Annotated in this window: 20 protein-coding genes and 1 pseudogene; 9 read left to right on the forward strand and 12 right to left on the reverse strand. The window is 65.3% G+C overall.

Annotated elements, in window-relative coordinates:
* Positions 1-23: 23 nt before the first annotated feature.
* Entirely contained in the window at positions 24-1145 is a 1122-nt protein-coding gene (locus tag ACSBPH_RS13510; protein WP_442574837.1) for a hypothetical protein, read from the reverse strand.
* Between the two features lie 84 nt (positions 1146-1229).
* The gene (locus tag ACSBPH_RS13515) at positions 1230-1601 is read right to left on the reverse strand and encodes a hypothetical protein (protein ID WP_442574838.1); all 372 of its coding nucleotides are present in this window, start codon (positions 1599-1601) and stop codon (positions 1230-1232) included.
* A gap of 363 nt (positions 1602-1964) precedes the next feature.
* Here ACSBPH_RS13515 and ACSBPH_RS13520 point away from each other — a divergent pair, with 363 nt between their 5' ends.
* Positions 1965-4301, forward strand: a complete 2337-nt coding sequence (locus ACSBPH_RS13520; protein ID WP_442574839.1) for a hypothetical protein — start codon at positions 1965-1967, stop codon at positions 4299-4301.
* Positions 4302-4349: 48 nt separating this feature from the next.
* Here ACSBPH_RS13520 and ACSBPH_RS13525 read toward each other — a convergent pair whose 3' ends face one another.
* Positions 4350-4496: a hypothetical protein gene (locus tag ACSBPH_RS13525; protein WP_442574840.1), complete on the reverse strand. Its 147-nt coding sequence runs from the start codon at positions 4494-4496 to the stop codon at positions 4350-4352.
* A gap of 213 nt (positions 4497-4709) precedes the next feature.
* On the opposite strand from ACSBPH_RS13525, the gene istA reads away from it, so the two are divergent.
* Complete coding sequence (gene istA, locus ACSBPH_RS13530) at positions 4710-5924, forward strand: IS21 family transposase (RefSeq protein ID WP_442574841.1); 1215 nt, start codon at positions 4710-4712, stop codon at positions 5922-5924.
* Entirely contained in the window at positions 5924-6724 is an 801-nt protein-coding gene (gene istB, locus ACSBPH_RS13535) for an IS21-like element helper ATPase IstB (protein ID WP_442574842.1), read from the forward strand. The genes istA and istB overlap by 1 nt, the downstream gene beginning before the upstream one ends.
* A gap of 289 nt (positions 6725-7013) precedes the next feature.
* Here the strand turns inward: istB and ACSBPH_RS13540 are convergent.
* Both ACSBPH_RS13540 and ACSBPH_RS13545 read right to left on the reverse strand, forming a co-directional pair.
* Positions 7014-8095, reverse strand: a pseudogene (locus ACSBPH_RS13540) (IS110 family transposase).
* Between the two features lie 2233 nt (positions 8096-10328).
* A complete protein-coding gene (locus tag ACSBPH_RS13545) occupies positions 10329-10961 on the reverse strand; it encodes a hypothetical protein (protein WP_442574843.1) in 633 nt (210 codons plus the stop codon).
* A gap of 89 nt (positions 10962-11050) precedes the next feature.
* On the opposite strand from ACSBPH_RS13545, the gene ACSBPH_RS13550 reads away from it, so the two are divergent.
* The 5 genes from ACSBPH_RS13550 (at position 11051) to ACSBPH_RS13570 (ending at position 13193) form a co-directional block, all read left to right on the forward strand.
* Complete coding sequence (locus ACSBPH_RS13550) at positions 11051-11269, forward strand: helix-turn-helix transcriptional regulator (protein WP_442574844.1); 219 nt, start codon at positions 11051-11053, stop codon at positions 11267-11269.
* 91 nt (positions 11270-11360) lie between these two features.
* Complete coding sequence (locus ACSBPH_RS13555; protein ID WP_442574845.1) at positions 11361-11564, forward strand: glutaredoxin domain-containing protein; 204 nt, start codon at positions 11361-11363, stop codon at positions 11562-11564.
* Positions 11561-12031 (forward strand): hypothetical protein, encoded by a 471-nt coding sequence (locus ACSBPH_RS13560; RefSeq protein WP_442574846.1) that lies wholly within the window; start codon positions 11561-11563, stop codon positions 12029-12031. The genes ACSBPH_RS13555 and ACSBPH_RS13560 overlap by 4 nt, the downstream gene beginning before the upstream one ends.
* Before the next feature lie 5 nt (positions 12032-12036).
* Entirely contained in the window at positions 12037-12930 is an 894-nt protein-coding gene (locus ACSBPH_RS13565; protein ID WP_442574847.1) for a hypothetical protein, read from the forward strand.
* 2 nt (positions 12931-12932) lie between these two features.
* Positions 12933-13193 (forward strand): hypothetical protein, encoded by a 261-nt coding sequence (locus ACSBPH_RS13570; RefSeq protein ID WP_442574848.1) that lies wholly within the window; start codon positions 12933-12935, stop codon positions 13191-13193.
* A gap of 168 nt (positions 13194-13361) precedes the next feature.
* On the opposite strand, the gene ACSBPH_RS13575 is transcribed toward ACSBPH_RS13570, so the two are convergent.
* The 3 genes from ACSBPH_RS13575 to ACSBPH_RS13585 are packed head-to-tail and all read right to left on the reverse strand — an operon-like array spanning position 13362 to position 15189.
* A complete protein-coding gene (locus ACSBPH_RS13575; protein WP_442574849.1) occupies positions 13362-13925 on the reverse strand; it encodes a recombinase family protein in 564 nt (187 codons plus the stop codon).
* Positions 13922-14938: a zeta toxin family protein gene (locus ACSBPH_RS13580; protein ID WP_442574850.1), complete on the reverse strand. Its 1017-nt coding sequence runs from the start codon at positions 14936-14938 to the stop codon at positions 13922-13924. The genes ACSBPH_RS13575 and ACSBPH_RS13580 overlap by 4 nt, the downstream gene beginning before the upstream one ends.
* Positions 14935-15189: a hypothetical protein gene (locus ACSBPH_RS13585; protein WP_442574851.1), complete on the reverse strand. Its 255-nt coding sequence runs from the start codon at positions 15187-15189 to the stop codon at positions 14935-14937. The genes ACSBPH_RS13580 and ACSBPH_RS13585 overlap by 4 nt, the downstream gene beginning before the upstream one ends.
* A gap of 885 nt (positions 15190-16074) precedes the next feature.
* Between ACSBPH_RS13585 and ACSBPH_RS13590 the strand changes: the two genes are divergently transcribed.
* The gene (locus ACSBPH_RS13590) at positions 16075-17286 is read left to right on the forward strand and encodes an RNA polymerase sigma factor (protein WP_442577312.1); all 1212 of its coding nucleotides are present in this window, start codon (positions 16075-16077) and stop codon (positions 17284-17286) included.
* Here the strand turns inward: ACSBPH_RS13590 and ACSBPH_RS13595 are convergent.
* The 4 genes from ACSBPH_RS13595 to ACSBPH_RS13610 form a co-directional block, all read right to left on the reverse strand.
* Positions 17262-17696, reverse strand: a complete 435-nt coding sequence (locus ACSBPH_RS13595) for a very short patch repair endonuclease (RefSeq protein WP_442574852.1) — start codon at positions 17694-17696, stop codon at positions 17262-17264. The genes ACSBPH_RS13590 and ACSBPH_RS13595 overlap by 25 nt on opposite strands.
* A gap of 31 nt (positions 17697-17727) precedes the next feature.
* Positions 17728-18711, reverse strand: a complete 984-nt coding sequence (locus tag ACSBPH_RS13600) for a restriction endonuclease PLD domain-containing protein (protein WP_442574853.1) — start codon at positions 18709-18711, stop codon at positions 17728-17730.
* Position 18712: 1 nt separating this feature from the next.
* Positions 18713-19813 (reverse strand): DNA cytosine methyltransferase, encoded by a 1101-nt coding sequence (locus ACSBPH_RS13605; protein WP_442574854.1) that lies wholly within the window; start codon positions 19811-19813, stop codon positions 18713-18715.
* A gap of 65 nt (positions 19814-19878) precedes the next feature.
* Positions 19879-21888, reverse strand: coding sequence for an AIPR family protein (locus ACSBPH_RS13610; RefSeq protein WP_442574855.1), 2010 nt, complete (start codon positions 21886-21888; stop codon positions 19879-19881).
* Positions 21889-21895 lie beyond the last annotated feature (7 nt).

Below are 21895 nucleotides of genomic sequence, written 5' to 3' on the forward strand. Positions count from 1 at the left end.
GCCCTCGTGCGGTGCGTCGAGCGTCAGTGCTGGTGTAGCAGCACGGCCACGGCGTCGACGAGCAGGCGCCGGGCCGAGCGGATCGCTGAGAGGGTCTCTTGCAGCAGGTATTCGGCAGTGAGGGGGCGGTCGCCCCAGTCATCACCGAACCCGACCGCATCGATGTCGAGCCCGTGGGGCAGGAAGAGTCGCCGCAGTCCGTCGAATCGCTGGAACGGCACGAACACCTGCGTGGTGACGACGAGAACGCGCTGGCCGGTCGTCGGGTGGGCGTGGCGCACCCACAGGGCGAAGGTGTCGGAGGTGTCGGGGCGGTAGGGCGGCCGGCTGGTGCTCGCCGAGATCACCGAGCCGCGCGTGCGCCCGTCGCTCGCGACGAGGGTGTTCGATCGCTCGTGCGTGTATTCGGGCGGCACGTCGGCGGCGCCGGCATCGTCGTCGTGCTGCCAGCGCGGGCAGAGCTGCGACGCCGAGGCGCAGCCGCAGAGAAACGCGGTGGGCCGGGGCGTCAAGCCGAACTCGAGGGTCGCGGCGGCGGTCATGAGGTCGAATTCGTCGGATGCCTCGGGCGCGTACTCCGACGTCACGGGCTGTTCGGCGGGCTCGTTCGTGATGAGGAAGCGCGGGCTGCCGAGCAGGTACACCTCGCCCAGTTCGGTGCCTCCCTGCTCGAGAAGCGCCGCGTATCGCGTTCGCAGGAGCGGCGAGCGAAACCCGCCGCCGAGCACGAGCGTCATGTCGTACGAATCGTGTCGCGGCCGGGTGGGCTCGACGAGCCCCAGCGTCGTGGTGTGCTCGACGATGAGCGCACGGGTCGCGTCATCGAAATCGGCCTCGACCGCTTCGGAGCGCTCGCGGTAGGTGCTGCCGTCGCGACTGCGGAAGTGGAAGCTGCGCGCGGCCTTCTGTTCGATCGCGATCACGCGGGTGAGCACCCGAACCGCGGGGTCGGAGCTGGCCTGCCCGGTCTCGGCGAGCAGGTCGACGAGCCAGTCGGGCAGCTGCTCGTTGAGGTGCAGCCAGGGAGTGTCGTGACCGGCGCAACGGTGCTCGGCGAGTTCGAGCAGCGCCGCCATCGCCTCGCTCTCGGCCCATGAGCCCACTTCGTCGACGACATGGCGGGCGCGAGAGATCTCGTCAGTCACCCCACGACACTATCCGCGTATGTGGTGGCGCCTTGCCACCGGAGCCCGCGCGCAACGGTGAAAGGGCTGGCTCGCCAGGGCAAGCTAGACGAAGGTCAGGTCGCCCGACCTCGGGCCGCCGGGAAAGTCTGCCGCGCGGGCGCCAGGCAAGGCCGCGAATTGACTCACGATGTCGCTTGCCTTCTTGCTGCCCAAGACCATTCCGATTCCACCGGGAATCGCGTATGCGACCACACGGAGTTCGGTCGAGCTGCCGTCGGCTTCACTCCGCTGGACCATCAACCCGCCGGCCACGTTCTTGAACCAGAACGAGTAATAGTGATCCATGCCGTCGAAGCCGCGGGGGATGTTTGAGCCATCTGACGACGACAGTCCGCCCTTGACGAGCGCGTCGGCGCTTTGCGCCAACTGCTCGGGGGATCCAGAGAAGTAGAAGAACTTCGCGGGCCAGGCCATTCGTTCTCGATTCGGTCAGTGAGATTGTTGTGGTCATCGGGCGGGCGACCGCGACGGCGCGGTCACGCCTCTCACTCAGCCCCCGTGCGCCGGGATGTGCGAGCAGTTGTGGGTCGAGTACTGGTTGACCCGAGCCTCCTTGCACCACGCGCAAGTGAATGTGCATGCCATATCGTTCACCTCCTCCCCTGTGAAGGTGTCGACCGATTCCGCGACCACGCTATCGCACGAATCCTCGGCGCCGTCCGCCCATCCTCGCGAATTATGTTCGTGCTTGCGCATCGAGATTCTCGTCGGCCACTATTGGCCCAAGCGAGCTCGGTACCGGGATGCCGAGTCGGATTCTTCTGGGGGAATCACTTCATGACCATTCCTCTCACCGCGCCCGCGTTCTTCGACGAAGATCCGCGCCGGGGTGTCCACGGGCTCCTCGGCTCGATGGGCATGAGCGTGCTGCTGATGGCCCCGACTGCCATCGAACACGTCCTCGCCGAGGCGATTCGGCGGGCGCCGGTACTCGCGTCCTCGTCCACCCTCGGCGGCGGAGTGATGCGGCTCGACGCCGACCCCGAGACGGCATGGGTGGCGGTCGAGAGTGCGACCGGGTCGGCGGTCATCGTCTTCGGCAGTCCGCAGTCGAACAGCGACCTCCTCTTCCAGAAGATCGTGCTTCCGTTCGAGGCGGCGACCGCACCGTACGAGCGGGGCATGGTGTTCCAGGGCACGGCCGACGAGCGGATCGCCGCTCTCCTGACCGAGTACGACATCGTGGCGGTGTCCGAGTTCCCACCGTTCCAGCACATCGCGGCGGCCGAGGGGCACCCCGTTCTTCCAATATCGGCGCGCCGCGCCGCACGCCATTGGGAGCGGGTGAATGCCGATCTCTACACGGTGCTGCTCGATGTGGGCCCTGAGGCGCAGGTGTACCTCTGGCGCATGAACGGCCGCGCCGAGCTCGTCACGCCGGTGGGCGAGGGGAGTGTGCCCAGCTGGACCGCACCATTGATCGCCGCGGGCACGCACCGCGTAGAGACGATGGACCCCCACGTGCTCCTCGTCACATCTGCGCCCTCGACGTCGTACGGTGCCGAGCTCGACGCCGCCGCGCGGCGGCTCGTGGCGGAGGCATCGGAGGCATTCGAGAACGCCAAGCGGGACGCGCTCGGAGAGCCGTCTCAGCCCACGTCGCCGAACTTCTGGGAACGCCTCGACCGTTCTCAGCCCGGCGTGAACCCAGGGCGGCCCTGGTCGCCACCGGCCGTCCTCCCTGAGTCCTCCGTCATCGAACGCGTTCGCGAAGCAGTCGCGGATGACGACTCGTCGTTCGAATCCGTCGATCGTCTCGCGCACGCCCTTCGACGTCACCGCAACTCGGGGTTCGAGCACGCGTGGCGCGGAGGCGACGACACGCTCCTCTCCCCGAGTTGGTTGACGGTGCGCAGCGCCGTCATCGATCCCGCGACGGGCCACGTCGTAGCGGGCGGGCACCTCACTCACGGCGTATGGGGTCTGTCGCCAGCGCACGACATCGGTGCGGTCGACGGGCGAAACGGCGTGACGTTCGCAGAGACGGGGCATCCGGGCGGCCTCATGTGGCCGACGACCGTCTTGTACGTGGGGTCGACGCGCACGGGTGTGCTCGTTCCGCTCGATGCGACGCTCAACGTCACCTCTGTCGACCTCGACGCCGCCCGCGGCCTCATCGCGGTGCTGCACCATCTGGGTGCGTCGACCTTCGCGATCACCCTCATCACTTCGGCGGGCGAACGCCGGGTGCTCACCGTGCTCGAGGGGCTGAGCGGCAACGAGCACATCAGGTTCAGCAACGACCGCCGCTGGCTTCTCGTGCCGCGATCGAAGGACTCGCTTCTCGTTGAAGTGGCGACAGGGCGGTGGCTCGCCATCGGCGTCGCCAATACCGGATGGTGGCCGCACGACGCGTCCACCCTCATCTCCGTCCACCACGACGGGGGCCGCGCCTTCCCCGTGTTGTTCGACCTCAGCTCGAACGCTTATGGCACGAGCTTCCCCTACATCGAACTCGACGTTCCTCTCCTCGAGACGTTCCCGTACGTCTGGTACCCCGCGGTGTCGCCCGATGCCGCCGAGGTGCTCGCCGTGTCGCCGGCGGGCGTGTCAGTCGAGTACCAGCAGAAGCACGGAACAGGCTCACATCTCGTGCGCTTCACCCTCGCGACGGGACGTGGAACCCTCGTCGCGGCGCCATTCCTCGACACTGATCAGACGCTCGAGCGGGATGCTTCCGACATCCGCTGGACCCAGCGGGCGGTCAGTGCGGGAGCTCTCACGCTGAGCCCCGATCTCGCGGCGAGCTTGCGAGAACCAGTCGTGACCCACGAGTGGCTCGCCGACGCCCGCTGGGCGGACGAAGCGGAGCAGCCACTCGTGATGTCACTCAATGCGGCTGTCGCGGCGACGAAAGACGGTCGAGCGTTCCCGGATCTTCTTCCGGAGATTCTCGCGTACCTGGTACCGGTCTCAGCCGATCCCAGTGTCTGGGGCCGTCAGGCAGAGTGGCTTCTCGACCTACGAGAAACCACCGCGGGATTCATCGCCGCCGGCACGATCGACGGCGAGCTCGCGGCCTGCTGGCAACGCTACGGTGCGGCGATCAGCGCGATCGAGCGCGGGCGCCCCGACCTCGTCGACTCTGTGGGGTCAGGTATCTCGTCTACCTGATCCGGTGCTCGATCAGATGGGCCTACGCGGGAATGTCCCTCCCCGCGGTCAGTTGCCCGCCGAGCAATGCGGGCACTTCACGGTGACTCCGTTCCACGAGCGCTTGCCCCAGAACGCCCTGCCGCAGACGCGGCAACGGTGCGGTTCGGTGTAGTCGCCGGTGCGGCTGGATGAGGCGGTGACGGTGATGCCCATGGGTGAACCTTTGATCGTGGCGGCGCCGAGTGCTCCGCAGTCCGATCAACCGATCCCGTGCGAGATGAGTAGTCGATCTGATATGTAGCAGTGCTCTGTCAAGAGGGCATGGCGAGGCGCCGTCCGGGAGTTGGTCCTGGGCGGCGCTGTCGACGGCGGCTGAAAACTGGTCAGTTTCGACGGTGAAAAGTGGTCACTCATCACGATTGGAGAGTGATCACCTTGGAGGACTGGGCGCTGATTCGGAGGCTGACTGCGGAGGGCGTGCCGAAGGCGCGTATCGCGGAGCGGCTAGGGATCTCTCGGACGACGGTATTGAAGGCGGTGCGGTCGGAGTCGCCGCCGCGGTATGAGCGGGCGCCGACGGGCTCGTCGTTCGTGGCGTTCGAGCCGCGGGTGCGGGCGTTGCTGGCCGAGACGCCCGATATGCCGGCGACGGTGCTCGCGGAGCGGGTGGGCTGGTCGGGGTCGATCACGTGGTTCCGGGAGAACGTGAGGCGGCTGCGGCCGCAGTTCCGGCCAATCGACCCGGCGGATCGGCTGACATGGGATCCAGGCGATGCCGCGCAGTGCGACTTGTGGTTCCCGCCCAGGAAGATCCCGCTTGAGGACGGTACGAGCAAGCTGCTGCCGGTGCTGGTGATCACGGCGGCGTACTCCAGGTTCATGGTCGCGCGGATGATCCCTACCCGGACGACGGAGGATCTGCTGCTGGCCTCCTGGGAACTGATCCAGCAGCTGGGGCGGGTGCCGCGGCGGCTGATCTGGGACAACGAAGCCGGGATCGGGCGGGGGCATCGCCCCGCGCAGGGCGTGGGAGCGTTCATGGGCACGCTGGCTACGAAACTGGTGTTGCTGCCGCCCCGGGACCCCGAGTCCAAAGGGGTCGTGGAACGCCGCAACGGCTGGTTCGAGACATCGTTCATGCCGGGTCGGTCGTTCGCATCACCGGAGGACTTCACCCTCCAGTTCGCCGACTGGCTGGACCGGGCGAACCGGCGGGTGGTGCGCACGACCGGTGCTGCGCCGGTGGACCGGCTGGAGGCGGATCGCGCCGCGATGCTGCCGTTGCCGCCGATCCCGCTGCATCTGGGTTGGCGCAACAGCATCCGGCTGGGCCGGGACTACTACGTCCGCCTCGACACCAACGATTACTCCGTCGACCCGACCGTGATCGGACGGATAGTCGACGTCTTCGCTGATCTCGAGCAAGTGAGGGTCCGTGCGGACGGGCGGATCGTCGCCGACCACGCCCGGGTCTGGGCGCGTGGCACCACGGTCACCGACCCCACCCATGTTGAGACCGCCGCGCGGCTGCGCAAGCAGTTCCAACAGCCTCGCGCCGTCGCGTCTGCCGGGAACGATCTGACCCGGGATCTCGCGGACTACGACCGCGCGTTCGGGCTCATCGACGGAGGCCTCCGCTGATGGCCGTCGCGAAGGGCACCACCGAGTCGGTGAAGCAGATCACCTACCTCGCCGGCGCGCTGAAGGCCCCACGCATCACCGAAGCCGCCAGCCGGATGGCCGATCAGGCCAGGGACGCCGGCTGGTCGTTCGAGGACTACCTCGCTGCGGTCCTCGAACGCGAGGTCTCCGCGCGGAACGCGTCGGGCGCGGAGTTGCGGATCAAAGCGGCCGGGTTTCCCGGGCGGAAGACGCTGGAGGACTTCGACTGGGACGCGCAGCCTTCCGCCCGGCAGCAGATCGCAGCTCTGGCCTCCGGCGGATTCCTCCTCGAGGCGCAGAACGTTGTGCTGCTCGGCCCGCCCGGAACCGGCAAAACCCACCTAGCCACGGCACTCGGGATCGTCGCCGCACGCCACGGACACCGGGTTCTGTTCGCGACCGCGACCGACTGGGTGACCAGGCTCACCGACGCGCACCGGCAGGGGAACCTGCCCCGCGAGCTCGCGCGGCTGCGCCGCTACGGGCTGATCATCGTCGACGAGGTCGGCTACCTGCCGTTCGAGCAAGACGCTGCGAACCTCTTCTTTCAACTCGTCTCCAGCCGATACGAGCACGCCTCGCTGATCCTCACCTCGAACCTGCCGTTCTCCGGCTGGGGCGGGGTGTTCGGGGACCAGGCCGTCGCCGCCGCGATGATCGACCGAATCGTCCACCACGCCGACGTTCTCACCCTCAAGGGAGCCAGCTACCGGCTCCGCGGCAGGGGCATCGACAGCCTCCCCAGCATCCGCACCACAACCGACGAAACGCCTGGCTAAACTGCCCGCAACTGATCACTTTTCAAACGTCGGAAACGACCAGTTCTCAAGCGTCGCCCACAGGCGCCTCTTGCTTCGTGGGTCGGACCGTGTCGGTGAGCGTGTCTTCGACGCGCGGTCAGTCTGATATTCGCGGGTTGGTCACCGCAGGACGGTTTTTCGGCAGGAGTGGGGCCGCGTGTCTAGGAACGAGCGTCGCCGGCCAGAGGGGTCGGCTGCTCATAGACCTGTCGCGGGTCGCTCCTCGCGCTGCCACCGTCGGTGAGATCCCCCGAAGCAGCTCAACGGGTCAGTCGTCCATGACCGCCAACGACCAGCACCAGCCGGCCAGCTCGCGGGCGACGGCGATGTTCGCGATCGTGTGTCGTTTGCGGCGTTGCCCGAACCGCACCCACTGGTCATGCAGCCGCCGGTTCCCGAGATCACCGCGTGCTCGCGCGGCGGCAGACGCGAGTTCCCAGCGGGCGCGCATCACGGCGCCGACGTGATATCGCGGCTGGTGGTGCCAGGCGGCCTCGACGAGCAGCCTGCGGGCGTGCCCGTTGCCGGTCTTGGTTATCGGACCCTGCACCCGGGACTGCCCGGAGGAGAACTCGGAGGGCACCAGCCCGACGAACGAGCCGATGCTGTTGCCGGTGAACCGCGTCCAGTCGCCGATCTCGACTGCCAGAGCGAACCCGGTCAGCGTGCTCACCCCACGCAGACAGCCCGGCCGCCGCACGATCGGAGTGAACTCGCTGTCGGCGGCGAGCAGTTCGATAGCCCTGTCCAGGCGGTCCCGTCGTGCCTTGGTCTGCAGCACGGTCTCGTACTCCGCGTCGAACGCGGCTCGTGAGGCGGCGCCGGGCAGGTGCTGCTGGGTGAGCCACCGGTCGTGCTTGCCCGTCCAGGCCTTGCGGTCGTCATAGACGAGCCCGTGCCGCAACAGCAACTTGCTCAGCCGGTGCCGGGAGCGCATCAGATCACCACGGCAGTCCTCTCGTGCCCGCACCAGGTCCCGCGCAGCCTCCTGACCGGCGGAGGGCACCGACACCGGTGTGATCTCATCCAGTCGCAGCAGCCGAGCCAGATGCACGGCATCCTTCGCGTCCGTTTTCACCCGGTCGCCCGACGGGCGCTGCAGCTTCGAGGGCGCCGCGACCACACACCGCACCCCGGCCGCCGTCAACGTCCGGTACAACCCGAACCCCGTCGGGCCCGCCTCATATGCGACCGCGACCGCGCCGGCAGGCCACGCACCCACTCGAGGATGCGGTCGTAGCCCGGCGGCAGCTTCGTCTGAACAAGCTCGCCAGTCCCGCCATCGATCGCCGCTGCCGCAACAGAACGGGCGTGCACATCAAGCCCAACACTCGTACGCTCAGTGAACACGGGGCCTCCCACAAATGTCGGATAGGCCGGGCGGACCGCCTCCACCCGGTAACCCACGAGTTTTGTGAGCGAGGCCCCGTCCCGCGACCCCCTCACCGGAAGAGGGCCACTACATACCGTCTAGGCCGCTTGTGAGCATGCGGGGGAACACGTCCCACGTACCTACGGGGCGCGGTGCTCCCGAATCTCTCGGGCTCGAGTACGTCGAACAGGGGCAACTCCCGATCGGCCAAAGGTGCCACGGTGACTCGACCGTCGTCTGCGGTGGGCGCGCCGTTTCGCTCATCACGATGGCGGTCCACCCGGTACAGATCCCCGTGCAGCCGAGACTGTCCCCTGGAACCATTCGTCGCCCGAGTGGCCCATCAGAGTCCGCACTTGGCGGAGCTCCCAGCCCGGCAGGAGCACCTGCTCCTCACTCTGGTAGGTCGACTTACGACGTGGACGGGGTCTCGACCGCCTTCGACCTGGCCCGTGCGGCTGCGCTTACGTCCCAGCCGCGTCTACTAGCCTCGTCCGTGGAGCACTGGAAAGCTGGCGAGTTCGCCGCCAGCGTTCGGACAGCGCGCGAATTCGCGGAGGCCGGCGTTAGACAATCGGCTGGCCAGTTCGCTGCCGATCCGCCAGCCGACCTTGAATCACTACCGAAGAGCGCGGCTCGGCAGCCCCTCGGTGTCGCCGGCGCTCCAAAGACGAACTCCGAGTTCGCGCCTCGTCGTTTCATTAGCGGTCGTAAGCCGCAAGACTCACCACTCGGTCAGTCGCACTCGCCGTAGTGCGAGCAGACGTGCGACGAGAACCCGTTCTTGTCGGCTTCGGCGCAGCGGGCGCACTTGGGCGCACCGGACTTCTCACATGCGTGGGCCATATTCCATTCACCTCCCTCGTGCAGCGCGAGAGGACCTGCAAAAGACAACAGACGGATGACGCCCAATCCGGTAGTCCACGTGTGGAAGCTTTGGAGGCCGAGGTTTCAGACGACAGGTTGCCACGAGACGGAAAGGCGATCCGCCATTCTTTCCACGAGTCCCCCCTCGCAATATTGGCCAGTCTGGATCTGAATAGCAATCCTGGATTGCACGAGACCATCCGAAAATCTGAAACGCGCAGCCGACGTTCAGCTGATCAGACCACGCACTCCAGCCCGTCCCAGGCAGTTACGCGAAGCTACCCGCCTCGTCGGGTGGGGCCGGGCCAGCGGCGTAGAGCGACGCTATCTGGCCGTCGACCGAGGTGCACAATCACAACGGCACCTTTCGCCTGAGCACCTCAGGCAAATAGCACGCCACGGGGAGCGCGACCCGCAGACGCGACGAGACAATCGAGTACACGGACTGACGCCGGCAGGGTCGCGCATTGGACCCACCCTGGCGGCGCCTGGCGCGACAACGTCTCGCAACTCTGGACGAGCCTCCTCGAAGACGCCGGGGTCGAGAACATCGCAGCCCCCGCGTCGATGGCGCTACGGCGACGGCCTTCGCACCCCGGTGGTCAGGCCCGCCGAGTCGCCGACCTTCACGGTGCGACGCTTCGGCGACGAGGTCCGCGCCGAGCTCGCGGGTTGACGTGATCTTCGTCCTAACAGCGCTGAGCTCTGGCCTTACGCCGTAGCATCGGTCGTACGGCTCGTCGAGATCGTGACGGCCACCGGGCAAGGTGGCCGTGATGGGCCCACCGAAGACATAGGCCCCAACGGAGCACAACCAGAAACTGAGCGAGCGGCGGGCCGTCGCCGCTTGTTCTGCCGACGCTTTCGAATTGACTCGTCAAGTAGTCCGGGACATCACATCACCCTGAGCGTTAACTGATCGGCTTGCTCCCGGCCTCGCTGCCAAAGTTCGCGCGTGGCGAGGGTCGATTTCGATATCCATCTTCTCCGGTGTGCGGTGACAGAAGACTCGATGGCCGACAACGTCGCGAGAGCACGTGGCCAGATGGCCAGCCGGCACCGCACCTTCCGGGTCACGCGCAGAAGTGGCGAAGACGATTCTGAATGCGCAATGCCGGAAAACTCAAGGCCGATCATCCGAGTCTGGGACTAAATGAACGTCAGGGAGCGTGGCGTCCTGGTCGACCTCGGTTTCCGATGACCGGTTTCTATCCGCTTCTAAACCCTTTCCATTAGAGTGCCGCAGTGGGACTCTATGATGATGCCTTTTTGAGCGAGTGCGGCTGCGGGCACGGCCGCTGCCGGTTTTGGTGATCGGGACCTGCACCCGGGCCTGTGAATGAATCACCCGCTCGCGGGCCTGCCCACGTTCGACGTCATCCCGACTAGCCACCCCGCCGCGCGAGCCTTCTGAATCCAGTCTGAGGCGGTGCGCTCGGGCACATCGAGCTCAAGTGCGATGAGCTTGACCGGCGGAAGGTCCGCGAGCGCTGCGGTGCCGTAGAGGATCTCGATGACCTCCCACCGCTCGTCCTTCATTCCTCGCTTCACCACGGCTTGCGCCATCCATGGGGGGATGATGCGTCCCTCCGCCGTGGTGAGGTCTGCGACCGTCGTCCAGGGTGCGCCAGGATCTTCATCCAGTTGAAGTGCGACGCAGTGGGGGATGGCGACCTGCAGGATCGCCTGCGGCGCGGCGTGCTTCAGGCGGTCGTCGTTGAAGTCCTCGGCGATCGCGCGGTTGACGATGGTCGTGATGATGTAGCGGCCGCGCGTCGCGCTGTAGTGCGCCTCGATCGTGGTCTCGACTCCGGTCGTCTCGTCGACGGCGGTGGCAATGAAGGCTGGCGCGATTCGCAGCGCAGATCCGACTGATTGTGACGCAGCATCCGCCGACATCGTCTTGCCATCGGGTGTCTTCACTTCGACCTTCACCCTCTCATCTTGTCCTACTGGAGAGGAGTTCTGCAGAAACAACCCCTTGACTAAGGATACGCATTAGGAGTGTACTGCTGTCAAACGTCAGATTGAATCCGCAAGAGGAGGCGAGTTCCATGACGACAGCGATGAACTCTGACACTTCCGGTCTCAGCCACGTCTACCTGAGCCCAGATGAGCTCGCCGCGGCTCTTCCGGGCATCACCAAGAACACTCTCGCGATGTGGCGATACGAGAAGAAGGGGCCGCCGTACCGCAAGCTCGGCCGCATCGTCGTCTACGCACTCGACGAGGTCGAAGCGTGGATCGAAGACGGCGCTCGGTCAGGCGGCCCCCATGCTCACTAGCAGGTTGCCTCACGATCATGGACCTGACGTCGACTCGTCGGAGCAGATGATCATTGTCTACACGACCGGGCCGGAGTGCATGCTGTGCACGATGACCAAGCGGCTGCTCGCGCAGCAAGGCGTCCGATTCATCGAAGTCGACATCCGAACCAACCCAGCCGCTCGCGAATACGTTGTCGATGATCTCGGGTACAGCCAAGCACCGGTCGTTGTCGTCAGCAACGAGGAGCACTGGAGCGGATTCCGCCCCGACAAGCTCGACGCACTCGCCTCACGCCCGGGGATCGTCCGATGAGCCAGCGGAGTACGCCGGGAGTGGGGGAGAGCCTAGCCGAAGCAGGGGAGCGAATCCGCGCGGCGGCGCCGATCCGCGGTGATCGCGCGACCGCTGAGGATTGCCGCATCCGCCGCGAACTGATTAACGAAACCCTCGCCGCCCGTTCGGTCGAATCAGGCGACCGCGACTGGCACACGGCCCAACTCGTCGACGGTCACGTCGTCGGAGTCTGGGCCGGCTCCACCGATGGGGCAGAACTGGACCTCACCGTGTGGTGGGGAATCCGCTGCCACTGGGTCGTCATAGATCCGGGATGCCGGCGATTCCAGGAGTACTTCCCGCGAGGCAAGCGGTCGGCGGCCGAGGCCGACCGTCGGTTTCCGCTAGCGCCGTCGCGCAGCATCCGTGATCGTTTCGCACCAGCCGAGTCCTTGCTCGACGGAATCTGGGCACCGACGCGGTCCGACGCGTCGATGGCGAGGTGAACACCGTGCCCGACGACGAAGCCGAGCGGTTCGAGCGCGAGAGTGAAGATATCCGGCTGCAGATCGCCCACGCACGAGCGGCAATCCACGACCGCGAGAAGCAGCGCAAGGAAGCGCGCCGCCAGTACGCGCGCGACTACTACGCGCAGCATCGTGAGGAGTATCTCGAGTACCAGCGGCAGTATCGCGCCGAGCAGCGGGAGAAGGATCCGGAGGCGTACCGGCAGGGCAAGCGCAAGCGGAATCAGCGCTGGCGCGACAAGCACAAAGATGAGGTGAATGCGCGACTCCGCGAGAAGTACCGCGACGACCCCGAGAAGCATCGCGAACGTCGGCGCGAGTTCTACGCCGTGCATGCCGAGGAGCAGCGGGCGCGCCGCCGCGAGTACTACGCCCGCAACAAGGAGAAGCAGAATGCCGCCCACCGCGCATGGCGCGATCGCGAGAAGCGTCGTCGCGATGCGGGGCTGCCAGTGAGTCGCATCCACCGCACGACGAAAGCCGAGCGGCTCGAGAACCGTGCCGCGGCCGACGAGTTCTTCTCACGGGTGTGGACGAAGGAGGAGTTCAAGGTCGCCATGAAGAGCATCGAGACGCCCGCCGACGTGTGGGCTGCGTGGAAGCGCGATTGTCTCAAGGCCCGTGCGGAGTACGCGCTGGCAGAGCAGAAGGAAGAGTTAGCGCGACTGCAGAAGGAACTCGGCCGCGCGAAGCCCGGCCCCAAACCGAAGCCGCGTCCGACGCCGCGAGAGATCGAGGAAGCCCGCATGGATGCCATCGCCCGGCAAGTCAACGAACGCTTGCGTCACCGTGAGCAGCCACGGCAGCCGCACCACCTCGACCCCGCTGCGCCGCATCCGATGCTGCAGCCCAACAACCCGATGGGAATGAGCCGATGAGGATGATCGACCGCAGCCATACCGAGAAGGTGCTCTACCGTGTCGCGATCTGCGCCTTCACGTACTACCCGGAGAAGCCCGAGCAAGAGCCCGGCTACGACGTTGAGGAAGACGTCGCCTGGTGCGCGTTACCGCTCGAGAAGCGACTGCCGCGCCCAGAACTCGAGATGTTGCGCAACGTGATCCGGACGCTGATCACCGTGCCGACGGCGGACCGGCGGCCTTTCATCCTGAAGCTTTCGGAACTGTCGGGTGACGTATAAGCGGGTCGTTCGTTCCAGGCGGCCGATCGTAGCGACCTCCGGCGTGCTCCGGTCCGGCCCTGCGGCATATCCTCCCTCGCTGCGCTCGGTCCGGTAATCCTCGGGCTCGGCACTGCGCACGCCTGCGGTCGCGATGTGAGCCACTGCCAGGAAGAACCCGAGGAGTGGTCAGGGTCGGTCGGGAGGCACTGTAAAGGAGCGTTGAACCGCGTTCGCGCTCACTCCAAGCACGCGGGCGATATGCGTCACCGGCCGGCCGAGATTCCGCAACTCCTGGGCCATGGCAACCCGTTCCGGGGTCATGACCGTTGGGCGGCCCGGGCGCCGACCCTCGCCAGCAGCGGAGGCCATCCCCGCCCGCGTCTGAAGGCTGGAGAGTCGACGTCGCAATGATTCGAGTGCAGCGATCACGTCGGCCGGGTCAGCCTGCCCGCCGGCGGAGAGGAGCGGATCGGAGAGCGAACGGAAGTTAACGCCTCTCGCCGACAGTTCCGCGACCGTACCCATGAACTGTGGAACTGTCGGTGCGAGCCTCGCCGCGCTCGTGACGATGAGCGAGTCGCCCGGCCGAAGAGACTCGACGCAGTCGCGAAGCCCTGCGCGCTTGGCTGCATTGGCGGAGTCGTCATCGGTGAACACAGCGGAGGCGCCGGCGAGCATCAATTGCTCCGCGTCCGACGCCGTCCCGAGTCCCGGTGCGAACTCGCGAGAGTAGCCGACGACGCGAGTCACCGCGAGATGCCCTCACGCTCCGGGCCAGCCGGCGCGACCACCGGGGCCGCGACATCCACTGGCTCCTCCCGCAGGAGCGAACGACGCAACGCGACGAGGCTCGCTACCGTCTTCTGCTCGATCGCGATCGTGAACTTACCGTCGCTCGGAACGTGCAGCTCAGGAATCACCTCACGAAGCGCCACCTCGTGCAAGTCCACGAGAAGGTCTGTCACACCACTCGGCAGGTCACGTCGGGATGCCGCGAACTCGGTCAAGTGGTGCAGTTCGCTCAACCACTGCGTGGCGTCGAACCGGCCCAGTCGGGCCGATTGTGCATCTTCCAGCGCCGCACCTGCCCCGCGGAACGCGTCGCCACCATCGACGCGCTGGGCATCGAACGCAGCCTGACCGTTCCGCTTGAGGATCGTTAGGCGGTCGATGGATGCCGCATCCTCAACAGCGGCGACAAGGGTGCGTGTAGCCTCGAAGGCTCGATCGTGCGTGTCACGGCTCACAAGCCGAGCGGGAGCAGAGGCATGAACGCCGCGAAGGTAGAGAGAAGCCACCGACAGAAGGCTCTCAGCACGGCGAGATGCCACGACTACGATGCGCGTCTGGAATCCCTCAGCGGCGAACCGTTTGGTTGTTCCCATCGCAACCTTCGGATCGAGGAACGCTCCCTCGAGGATGAGCGAGCGCTTGTTCTCCCGCGCGTACCGAATGCAGTCGCGAACCCATCCAGCGGTAGCCCGTGCGAGGCCCTCGCGTGCCTCCGGCGAGGATGCCACGCCAACGTCGCTGCAACGAGGATGGAAGGCACGGAGGTCGTCGCCGCTCACAACTGTGAGATCAGTGTCCGGTTCTGACAGGAGCATGCTCGTTGCGCGCGAGCGGCCCGCCCCAGGCTGCCCTGCGAGAAGCACAAGCTTCGGCGCTGCGTTCGACCGCGCGGAGGGCGAAAACAGCAACGGCACGATGCTGCGTCGCAGGATGTTATCGCGGTCGCTGTCCTCGAGTTCCCACCCGGTCACGACTTCAGCTCCGCAAGCTCGTTGATTCGACCGGCGATTTGGTGGGTGAGCGCCGTCACCGCCTCACGATCGTACGAGTCCACGGTCAGCACGTTGCGTCGCAGCTGAACGATCTCAGCGTCGCGCTCCACGCTGTTCGAAGAGCCGTCGTTCGACGCTCCAAGCAGGATCGCGGTGAGCACCATCGCTGACTCACGCATCGCGTCATACGCGACGACATCGTTCGCGCGCCATGCAGAAATCCCAGCCATACCGGCCTCCCGGGCCCATCGTAGCTGTGTCACGAACTGGGGACCCCGCACGGGGCGTCGACCACGGAGCGTCACACCTGGCCTTTCGTTTGGACTACTTCTAGACGCTCGAATTGCCTGCTCAGGACGCGTAGGTGTGTCGTCGCATAATCGGCCACTGGCCGATTTGCCTCCTGACACGGATCGGCGGACGATGTCGGCAGCGCATGAGAGAGTTCTCACGTACCGGCCCAAAGAAGAGCACCTGAAATGAACGTCGAACCCACGTCCGGGGACAACTCGGAGTCAGTAGTGCCGACATTCGTCGGTGCAATCGATCGGGCGCTGGAGGCGGGCGCTGAGTCGATCAAGATCGTTGTCGAGTCCGACCCGGACGGTCGAGAGATCAGCTCAGTTCGCCTCCTCGATGACGGTGTCGGCTACACCGTTGACCAGCTCGAGACTGAGCTTGATGCAGAACAGCCGGCCTCGTGGTGCCTGCAGCTGTTCGAGGTCTTCGGCGTGGCGCGCGTGCTCAGTCGCTCGGGATTCGAGGCGGATGCGATTGGCCAAATGAGCGTCCGAGCAGGAGGCTTGCTAACCCCGGTGGTTTCAGGTGCCGGCGAGATGAGCGCCGCTGCGATGCTCCCTCTGGCGGGCTACTCGGGCGGGACCGAAGTGATGCTCCGCCGCCCCCGCAGCCGCCTGCCGCTAACCGCCGAGACGACCGTCCAGGCGTTGCTCGCATCCCTCTCCTCGGCCTCCTTCAGCGACCTCGGCGGGGCAGTCTCGGTGAGCATCCGCGTTGTCGACCGCGCGGGGCGGACTTTGAGCCACCTGACCAGGATGCTTCCGATCGCCTTTGCGGACGAGGCGACCGAGCAAGACGGCAATCCAGGCCCCCAGATGTTGAGTTTGCCCGTGCCCGCGAACACGGGGGATTCGCCCAACATTCAGGATGAAGAGCAGTGGACGACCGCCGGTGCCGGGCTGGTTGCGGACGTCAACTTCCGTGAGCCTCCGGAGCGACCGAAGTACTCCATCGACGATGATCAAGAGGGCGATGGCCCAGGCAAGCGAAGCCTGCACTTCACCAGTTCCTTCCCGGCGGGCGCTCTCGTCCTTTCTGCATCCGATGACGACGACATCCCGGTGTTCACTCAGATTCCGGGCATCACCGAGGACTCCCTTGGCGACTATTTCAAGCGGATCGGAAAGGTGTCGTTGTTAGCTGCAGCCGACGAGGTTAATCTCGCACGGCGCATCGAGGCGGGCCTGTTCGCGGAGGAGAAGCTCGGCACCATGACGGCGAGTGAGAAGGTTACTCAGGGCGGACTCGACGTGCATTGGGTTGCTCGTGAAGGGCAACGGGCCAAAGACCACCTCGTGAGCGCCAATCTGCGCTTGGTCGTGTCCCTCGCACGGCGGTACACCGGCCGAGGACTCCAACTCCTCGACCTGATTCAGGAAGGAAACCTGGGCCTGATCCGTGCGGTCGAGAAGTTCGACTATACGAAGGGCTTCAAATTCTCGACTTACGCGACATGGTGGATCCGCCAGGCCATCACCCGCGCGATGGCGGACCAAGCGCGCACAATCCGTATCCCGGTTCACATGGTCGAGCGCATGAACAAACTGCGTTCGATTCAGCGAGGGCTGGACCAGAAGCTGGGCAGGATGCCATCAGTTGACGAGCTCGCGTCGGCCGCAGAGGAACCCGCTGGTGAGGTCGCGCAGATGCTTCACTACGATCGTGAACCGCTCTCGATGAGTGAGCTGGTATGCCTCGAAATGCGTGGGGAAGGCCTCACCTGGGGTGAGCTCGGCGAGCTGATCGAAGACCCCCACTCGATCAATCCGACTGAGCCGATCATCGCCGAAATGCGCCGCCGCCAGATCGATTCGCTGCTCGATTCGCTGTCTGAACGCGAAGCCGGCGTCATCCGCATGCGCTTTGGCCTTGACGGTCGAGAGCCGATGACGCTCGATCAGATCGGCGATGTCTTTGGGGTGACTCGGGAGCGGATTCGTCAGATTGAGAAGAGCACGATGGAGCTGCTCCGTCACCCGTCGCGGTCGGAATCCCTTCGGGACTACCTCGAGCTCGAGTCCGCCTGAAGCCGGTGGCAGATGTCGTCTGCTACGGCGACGGCGTCGAGGTGCTCCCAATAGCGCAGCACCTCCCAGCCTGCGTCAGCCATCTTCTGGTCGGTGAGACGGTCCCGCTCGACGTTGCGCGCGAGCTTCGGCTCCCAGTAATCGCGGTTCGACTTCGGCATGATGAAGTGATCAGGGCACATGTGCCAGAAGCACCCATCAATGAAGACGGCGACCTTCGCACGGGTGAACACGACATCGGCGCGTGAACGCAACCCAGCGACCGGCGCGAAGTCTACGCGGTACCTTAGGCCTCGAGCGTGAAGAATGCGCCGGACTCCGAGCTCTGGGCTGGTATCCCTGCGACGGTTGGCAAGCATCGTCCGTCTGGCGCCCTCGTTGCTGGGAGGCGGAACGGCGAGACTGCCCATGAAGCAAGCGTAGGCCGCCGGCGCCCCACCGTCAGAAGCTCAAGAAGTATGAACCGTCATCGAGTGCGGTGAAGACCGCTTCGGTGGCGCCATATCGATGCAGATCTCGTGTCGTAACGAATGCGTCGCCGGGAATCCCCAACCGGTGCCGAAACCACAAGCCGATGTCGGCGTTGTCTGGCACGCTGTGCAACGCCTTGTCGCCGTCCTGAGCGACCGTGAGAAAGAGCGTTGCTCCGTCATCAGCGTGGACTGCGAAGGGGATGCCGCGGTGAGGAAAGAAGCCAGATCGAGCCACGGTCGCAGGCACCGGAATATATGCCTCGGCGCGCCGTCGGCTTCCGCGCTGGCCCCAGTTCAGGCCAGCCCCCGCGTTGTGAACTTCGCCCGGATTCTTCGTGCGTTGAACGAGGGGAAGCGAGATCTGAGGTCGCCCGGTGAGTTCAGCGTGGGTCAAGGGCTTCGTGCCTGTGACTCGTCCCCGGACCTCCTGCTCGAGCACTTCGTAGATCTCCACCTGAGAGAAGACATCGGGTCCGTCTGCCGGGACAAACCCGGTCGCAGAAGATCGCAATAGCCGCCACGCTGCCTCCGCATCGATGGAGACCATCGTCTCGCGACGTGTTCCGTCGACTCCGAAGGCTGTCGCGGAGTAGTTCGCAGAGCCGAACCACGCCTTGATCGGGATGCCGCCCCTCAGCCACACATACAGCTTCGAATGGTCGGAGATGCCGGTGGGAGCGTATGCGATTCGGAGCCAGGCACCCGAGACGGCGCTTGCGGCAGCGACGTACGCCTGGTGTGCCCTGAGATGCATGCCGTCCGAACCAGTCATGCCGATGTTCAGCCGGATGCTGAAGTCGCGTTTCAGGTGCTCGCGCGCTTCCAAGATGTGGAACATCGCGAAGCTCGCAGAGGCGTAACCCGTGAGAATGTGGAGCTCATCCGCGCCCTCTGCCAACGGTGACAGCAGGACCTGCTGGAACAGATCGTCGCGGATGAGATCCGTGCTCACGTCAGTTGGCTACCGCGACTTCCTCGAGGGACGGCACCATGTGCAGCAGGTTCGCGTCGACGCTTTCGTAGCTGATTCCGGCGAAGGAGCGGAACAGGGCCGTGAACACAGCGCGGGCCCCGTCGACCGGAACGGCCATGCCGATCTGCTTGCGCACGCTCTCCTTCGACCCTTCGAAGATGAAGTCGTCGGGAAAGGTCTGGATGCGCGCGCGCTCGCGATTGGTGAGCGCCCGCGGCTCCTGCCAGTGATAGACGTGTGTGCCGCCGCCACCCGACCCCGTCACGGTGTAGGACGGCTTGGCATACTCGAGCCTGCGGTAGATCTGACTGATGCGAGCGCCGGCCACATTGAGCTGGAGATGCTCCGGCAGGTCAGCCGTGAACGCGTTCTGGCCGGGGAGGATGTGGGTCAATCGCTCCACAACCTGCTTCGCCTGGCGCGTGAGCTCGTGGTTCGGCGCATCAGACGCGATCGGCGGCTTCGAGAGACGTCGACCGACGCTGACATCGACATCCTCATACAACGAGGGCGCGGGCACGGCGAAGTCGATATCGAGGTCGGCGCGGATGCCGACGATGAGAATGCGGTGACGGCGTTGCGGCACCCCGTACTGCTCGAACTTGTAGAGGTGCGGGTAGAGCCGGTAGCCCTCTTCGCCGGCAACCTGGAGCGCCGAGAGGATCATCTTGAAGGCTTGGCCTTCGTTGCTGCTCTGCAGCCCGCCCACGTTCTCAGCGACGAACCACTTCGGGTTGTGTGCCTCCAGCGCATTCACACCGTACTGATACAGCGGGCCGAAGCTGCCGTGGATGCCCTTCTGCTCACCTACGAGGCTGAAGTCATTGCACGGGAAGCCGAACGCGAGACCATCGATGGGAGGCAGGCCGCGGATGTCGAGCTTGCGAACGTCCTGATGGATGACCGATTCCTTCGTCGCACCCGGGATGTTGCGGCGATATGTGGCGCAGGTGCTGTAGTCGTAGTCAGACGCCCATGCGTGGGTGACCTCGATCCCGGGGACAACATCTGCAGCATGATGGGCCCCGAGCGCGATTCCACCTGGCCCGCAAAACAGCTCGCCGAGCGCGAAGGTTGTCATGTGTCTCCGTTCGTCTCGTCCATTCTCGCCCGGGCGTCCGACATCCCGTGTCACCACGCCCACGTTCACCCCCGCTTCGGGGCGAATCCCAACCGAGCGGCTTCATCGAGGATCTTGACCGCTTGCGTCACCTGCTTGGCCGTCGGGGTCTTCCCCGCCGCAACGAGTCGACCAACGCTGAAAGCGATGCCACGTTGCCACCCCTGCAGGTTGTCGGTCTCCTTCGCCCAGGAACTAAGCTGGAACCACGCCTGACTCCCGAACTCCTCCACTCGTTCTCGAGCGGCAACGTCTTCGTCGTCTGCTGCGAGACCGATCGCGGCCTGGCTCGCGGCAACCGCCATGCGCGTATCGTCCGGCGCAGGCTCGGACGTGGTGAGCGCCGAACCAGGGTTCCAGACGATGTCCTGCACTGCAGACCACGCGGCGGCAGTCTTCGACCAACTCGATACGTTTCGTGCTCCGGCATTGCGGATGAGGTTCGCGTGGACTTCCGGGGCGACAGCGGTCACGGCGTCTCGCCAGGCGTCTCCGGCGTCCTGACGCCGAGCGATGGTGTCTAGATCGAGCCGTCCCGCAGTCCGGTTCGAGATCAGCGCGATCGTGTATCCCACGTCGACGGCCTTGTACCCGCCGAGATCGAGCGAGCCGATGACGCGGTCAGTATCTGCCCACAGCAAGGCCTTTGCGACGAGGCGCCGATAGTACTTCTCATCAGGCACGCCACCGGATGCCGGTCCGTGCTCGAGGTTCATGAAGACCGCAAGCGACTTCTCTGCGCCGGCGGCAACGACCTGCGGCATCTGAAGCCACGCGAGCTCGTACTTCGCGAGCTCAGCCTTATCGAAACGGCGAGTGCGGTCATACTTCCGCTTGAAACGCGCCTCAGCTCCGAGGGCGCGCGCCGCGGCGGTCTCCGTCGCGAACTGCCCGCGGATGCGTTCGAAGAACCACAGCTTGCCAGTCTGATCCGCAGAAAAGTCCACGGCACGCGAAAGCTGCTCGATGCTCTGAAAGAAGCGATTGTTTGAGGTGAGGTCGCCCATCCGAACGGGGCTTTGACTATTCGCGAACCGCGCGATCTGCAGAGCCATCTCGTCGGCGCCCACGGGAAGAACGGTGAGCTTCGCCTGAACAGACACGCCAGCAAGGCTGATTCCATCGTGATATTTGGCGTGGTGCAACGACGCCGTCGTCTGCCCGCCGTTCACGATCTCTAGGCCCGTGATCGAAGTGACGACATGATCCCCGCCAACCAGCGATCGCTCCAGTTCGGTCGCCGTCAGGGATAGTCCATTGTTGAAGGCGAAGAACGACCCGGGTGTCTCTCGCAGGCTTTGCCGGATGCCCTTGTTCACGCGGTTGCTCACCTGGAGGAACGCGCGAATATTGCGACCCAAAATGCTTGCACCGTGTGCCTGATAAAGATCGGCGATGAGGTCGCCGGGAAGGACCATCAGGTAGGAGCTCACATCGTGCTCCCCAATGGGCCCGAGAACGCGGACACCTCCTCCCGGTTGATCGGTGAAGTGAATCTTCTGCTCGCGGACCGCAGTATGCGCCACCGCAGTTGCGAGATCGCCGGCATCCCAGACCGTGAGTTCTGCAGGGATCCCCGCGATGCTCTCTAGGTCCGCCTGCTGCGTCTCGTAGGACCCATTCGACATTGCGACGATTCGGATGGCCCGGATCTCACCGCTCAGATCCCGGAGGTAGGAGATTGCGCGTGTCGCGTCTCCATCGCTTTGAGCGGCTGCCGGCAACAGTCGCGTAAGCTGCGAAGTTGCATCGCTTACAGCGGGGAGCAACTCGCGCTTATCGCGGACCTCGCCCCATCGGCTTGGGGCGAATTCGGTGACGATGACAGTGAGCCGGCCAGTGTCAGCGTCCCAATCGAACGCATCGATACGCCCTACGGGGGCAGCAAACCACTCTGGGCCGTTCAGCTGGCCGGCTTCTTCGAGCAGAGCCATGCCTTGCCCGGTGAACGCTTGGGAGGACGGAATCCCTTCGTTCTCTGCAGAGATCGAGACGATCGTTCGCAGCGTGTCCAGCGGGCTGCTCGCTTCCAGCATTGCGGTC

Origin of the sequence: Microbacterium sp. F51-2R, assembly GCF_052180235.1 — a bacterium.
Taxonomy (GTDB): domain Bacteria; phylum Actinomycetota; class Actinomycetes; order Actinomycetales; family Microbacteriaceae; genus Microbacterium.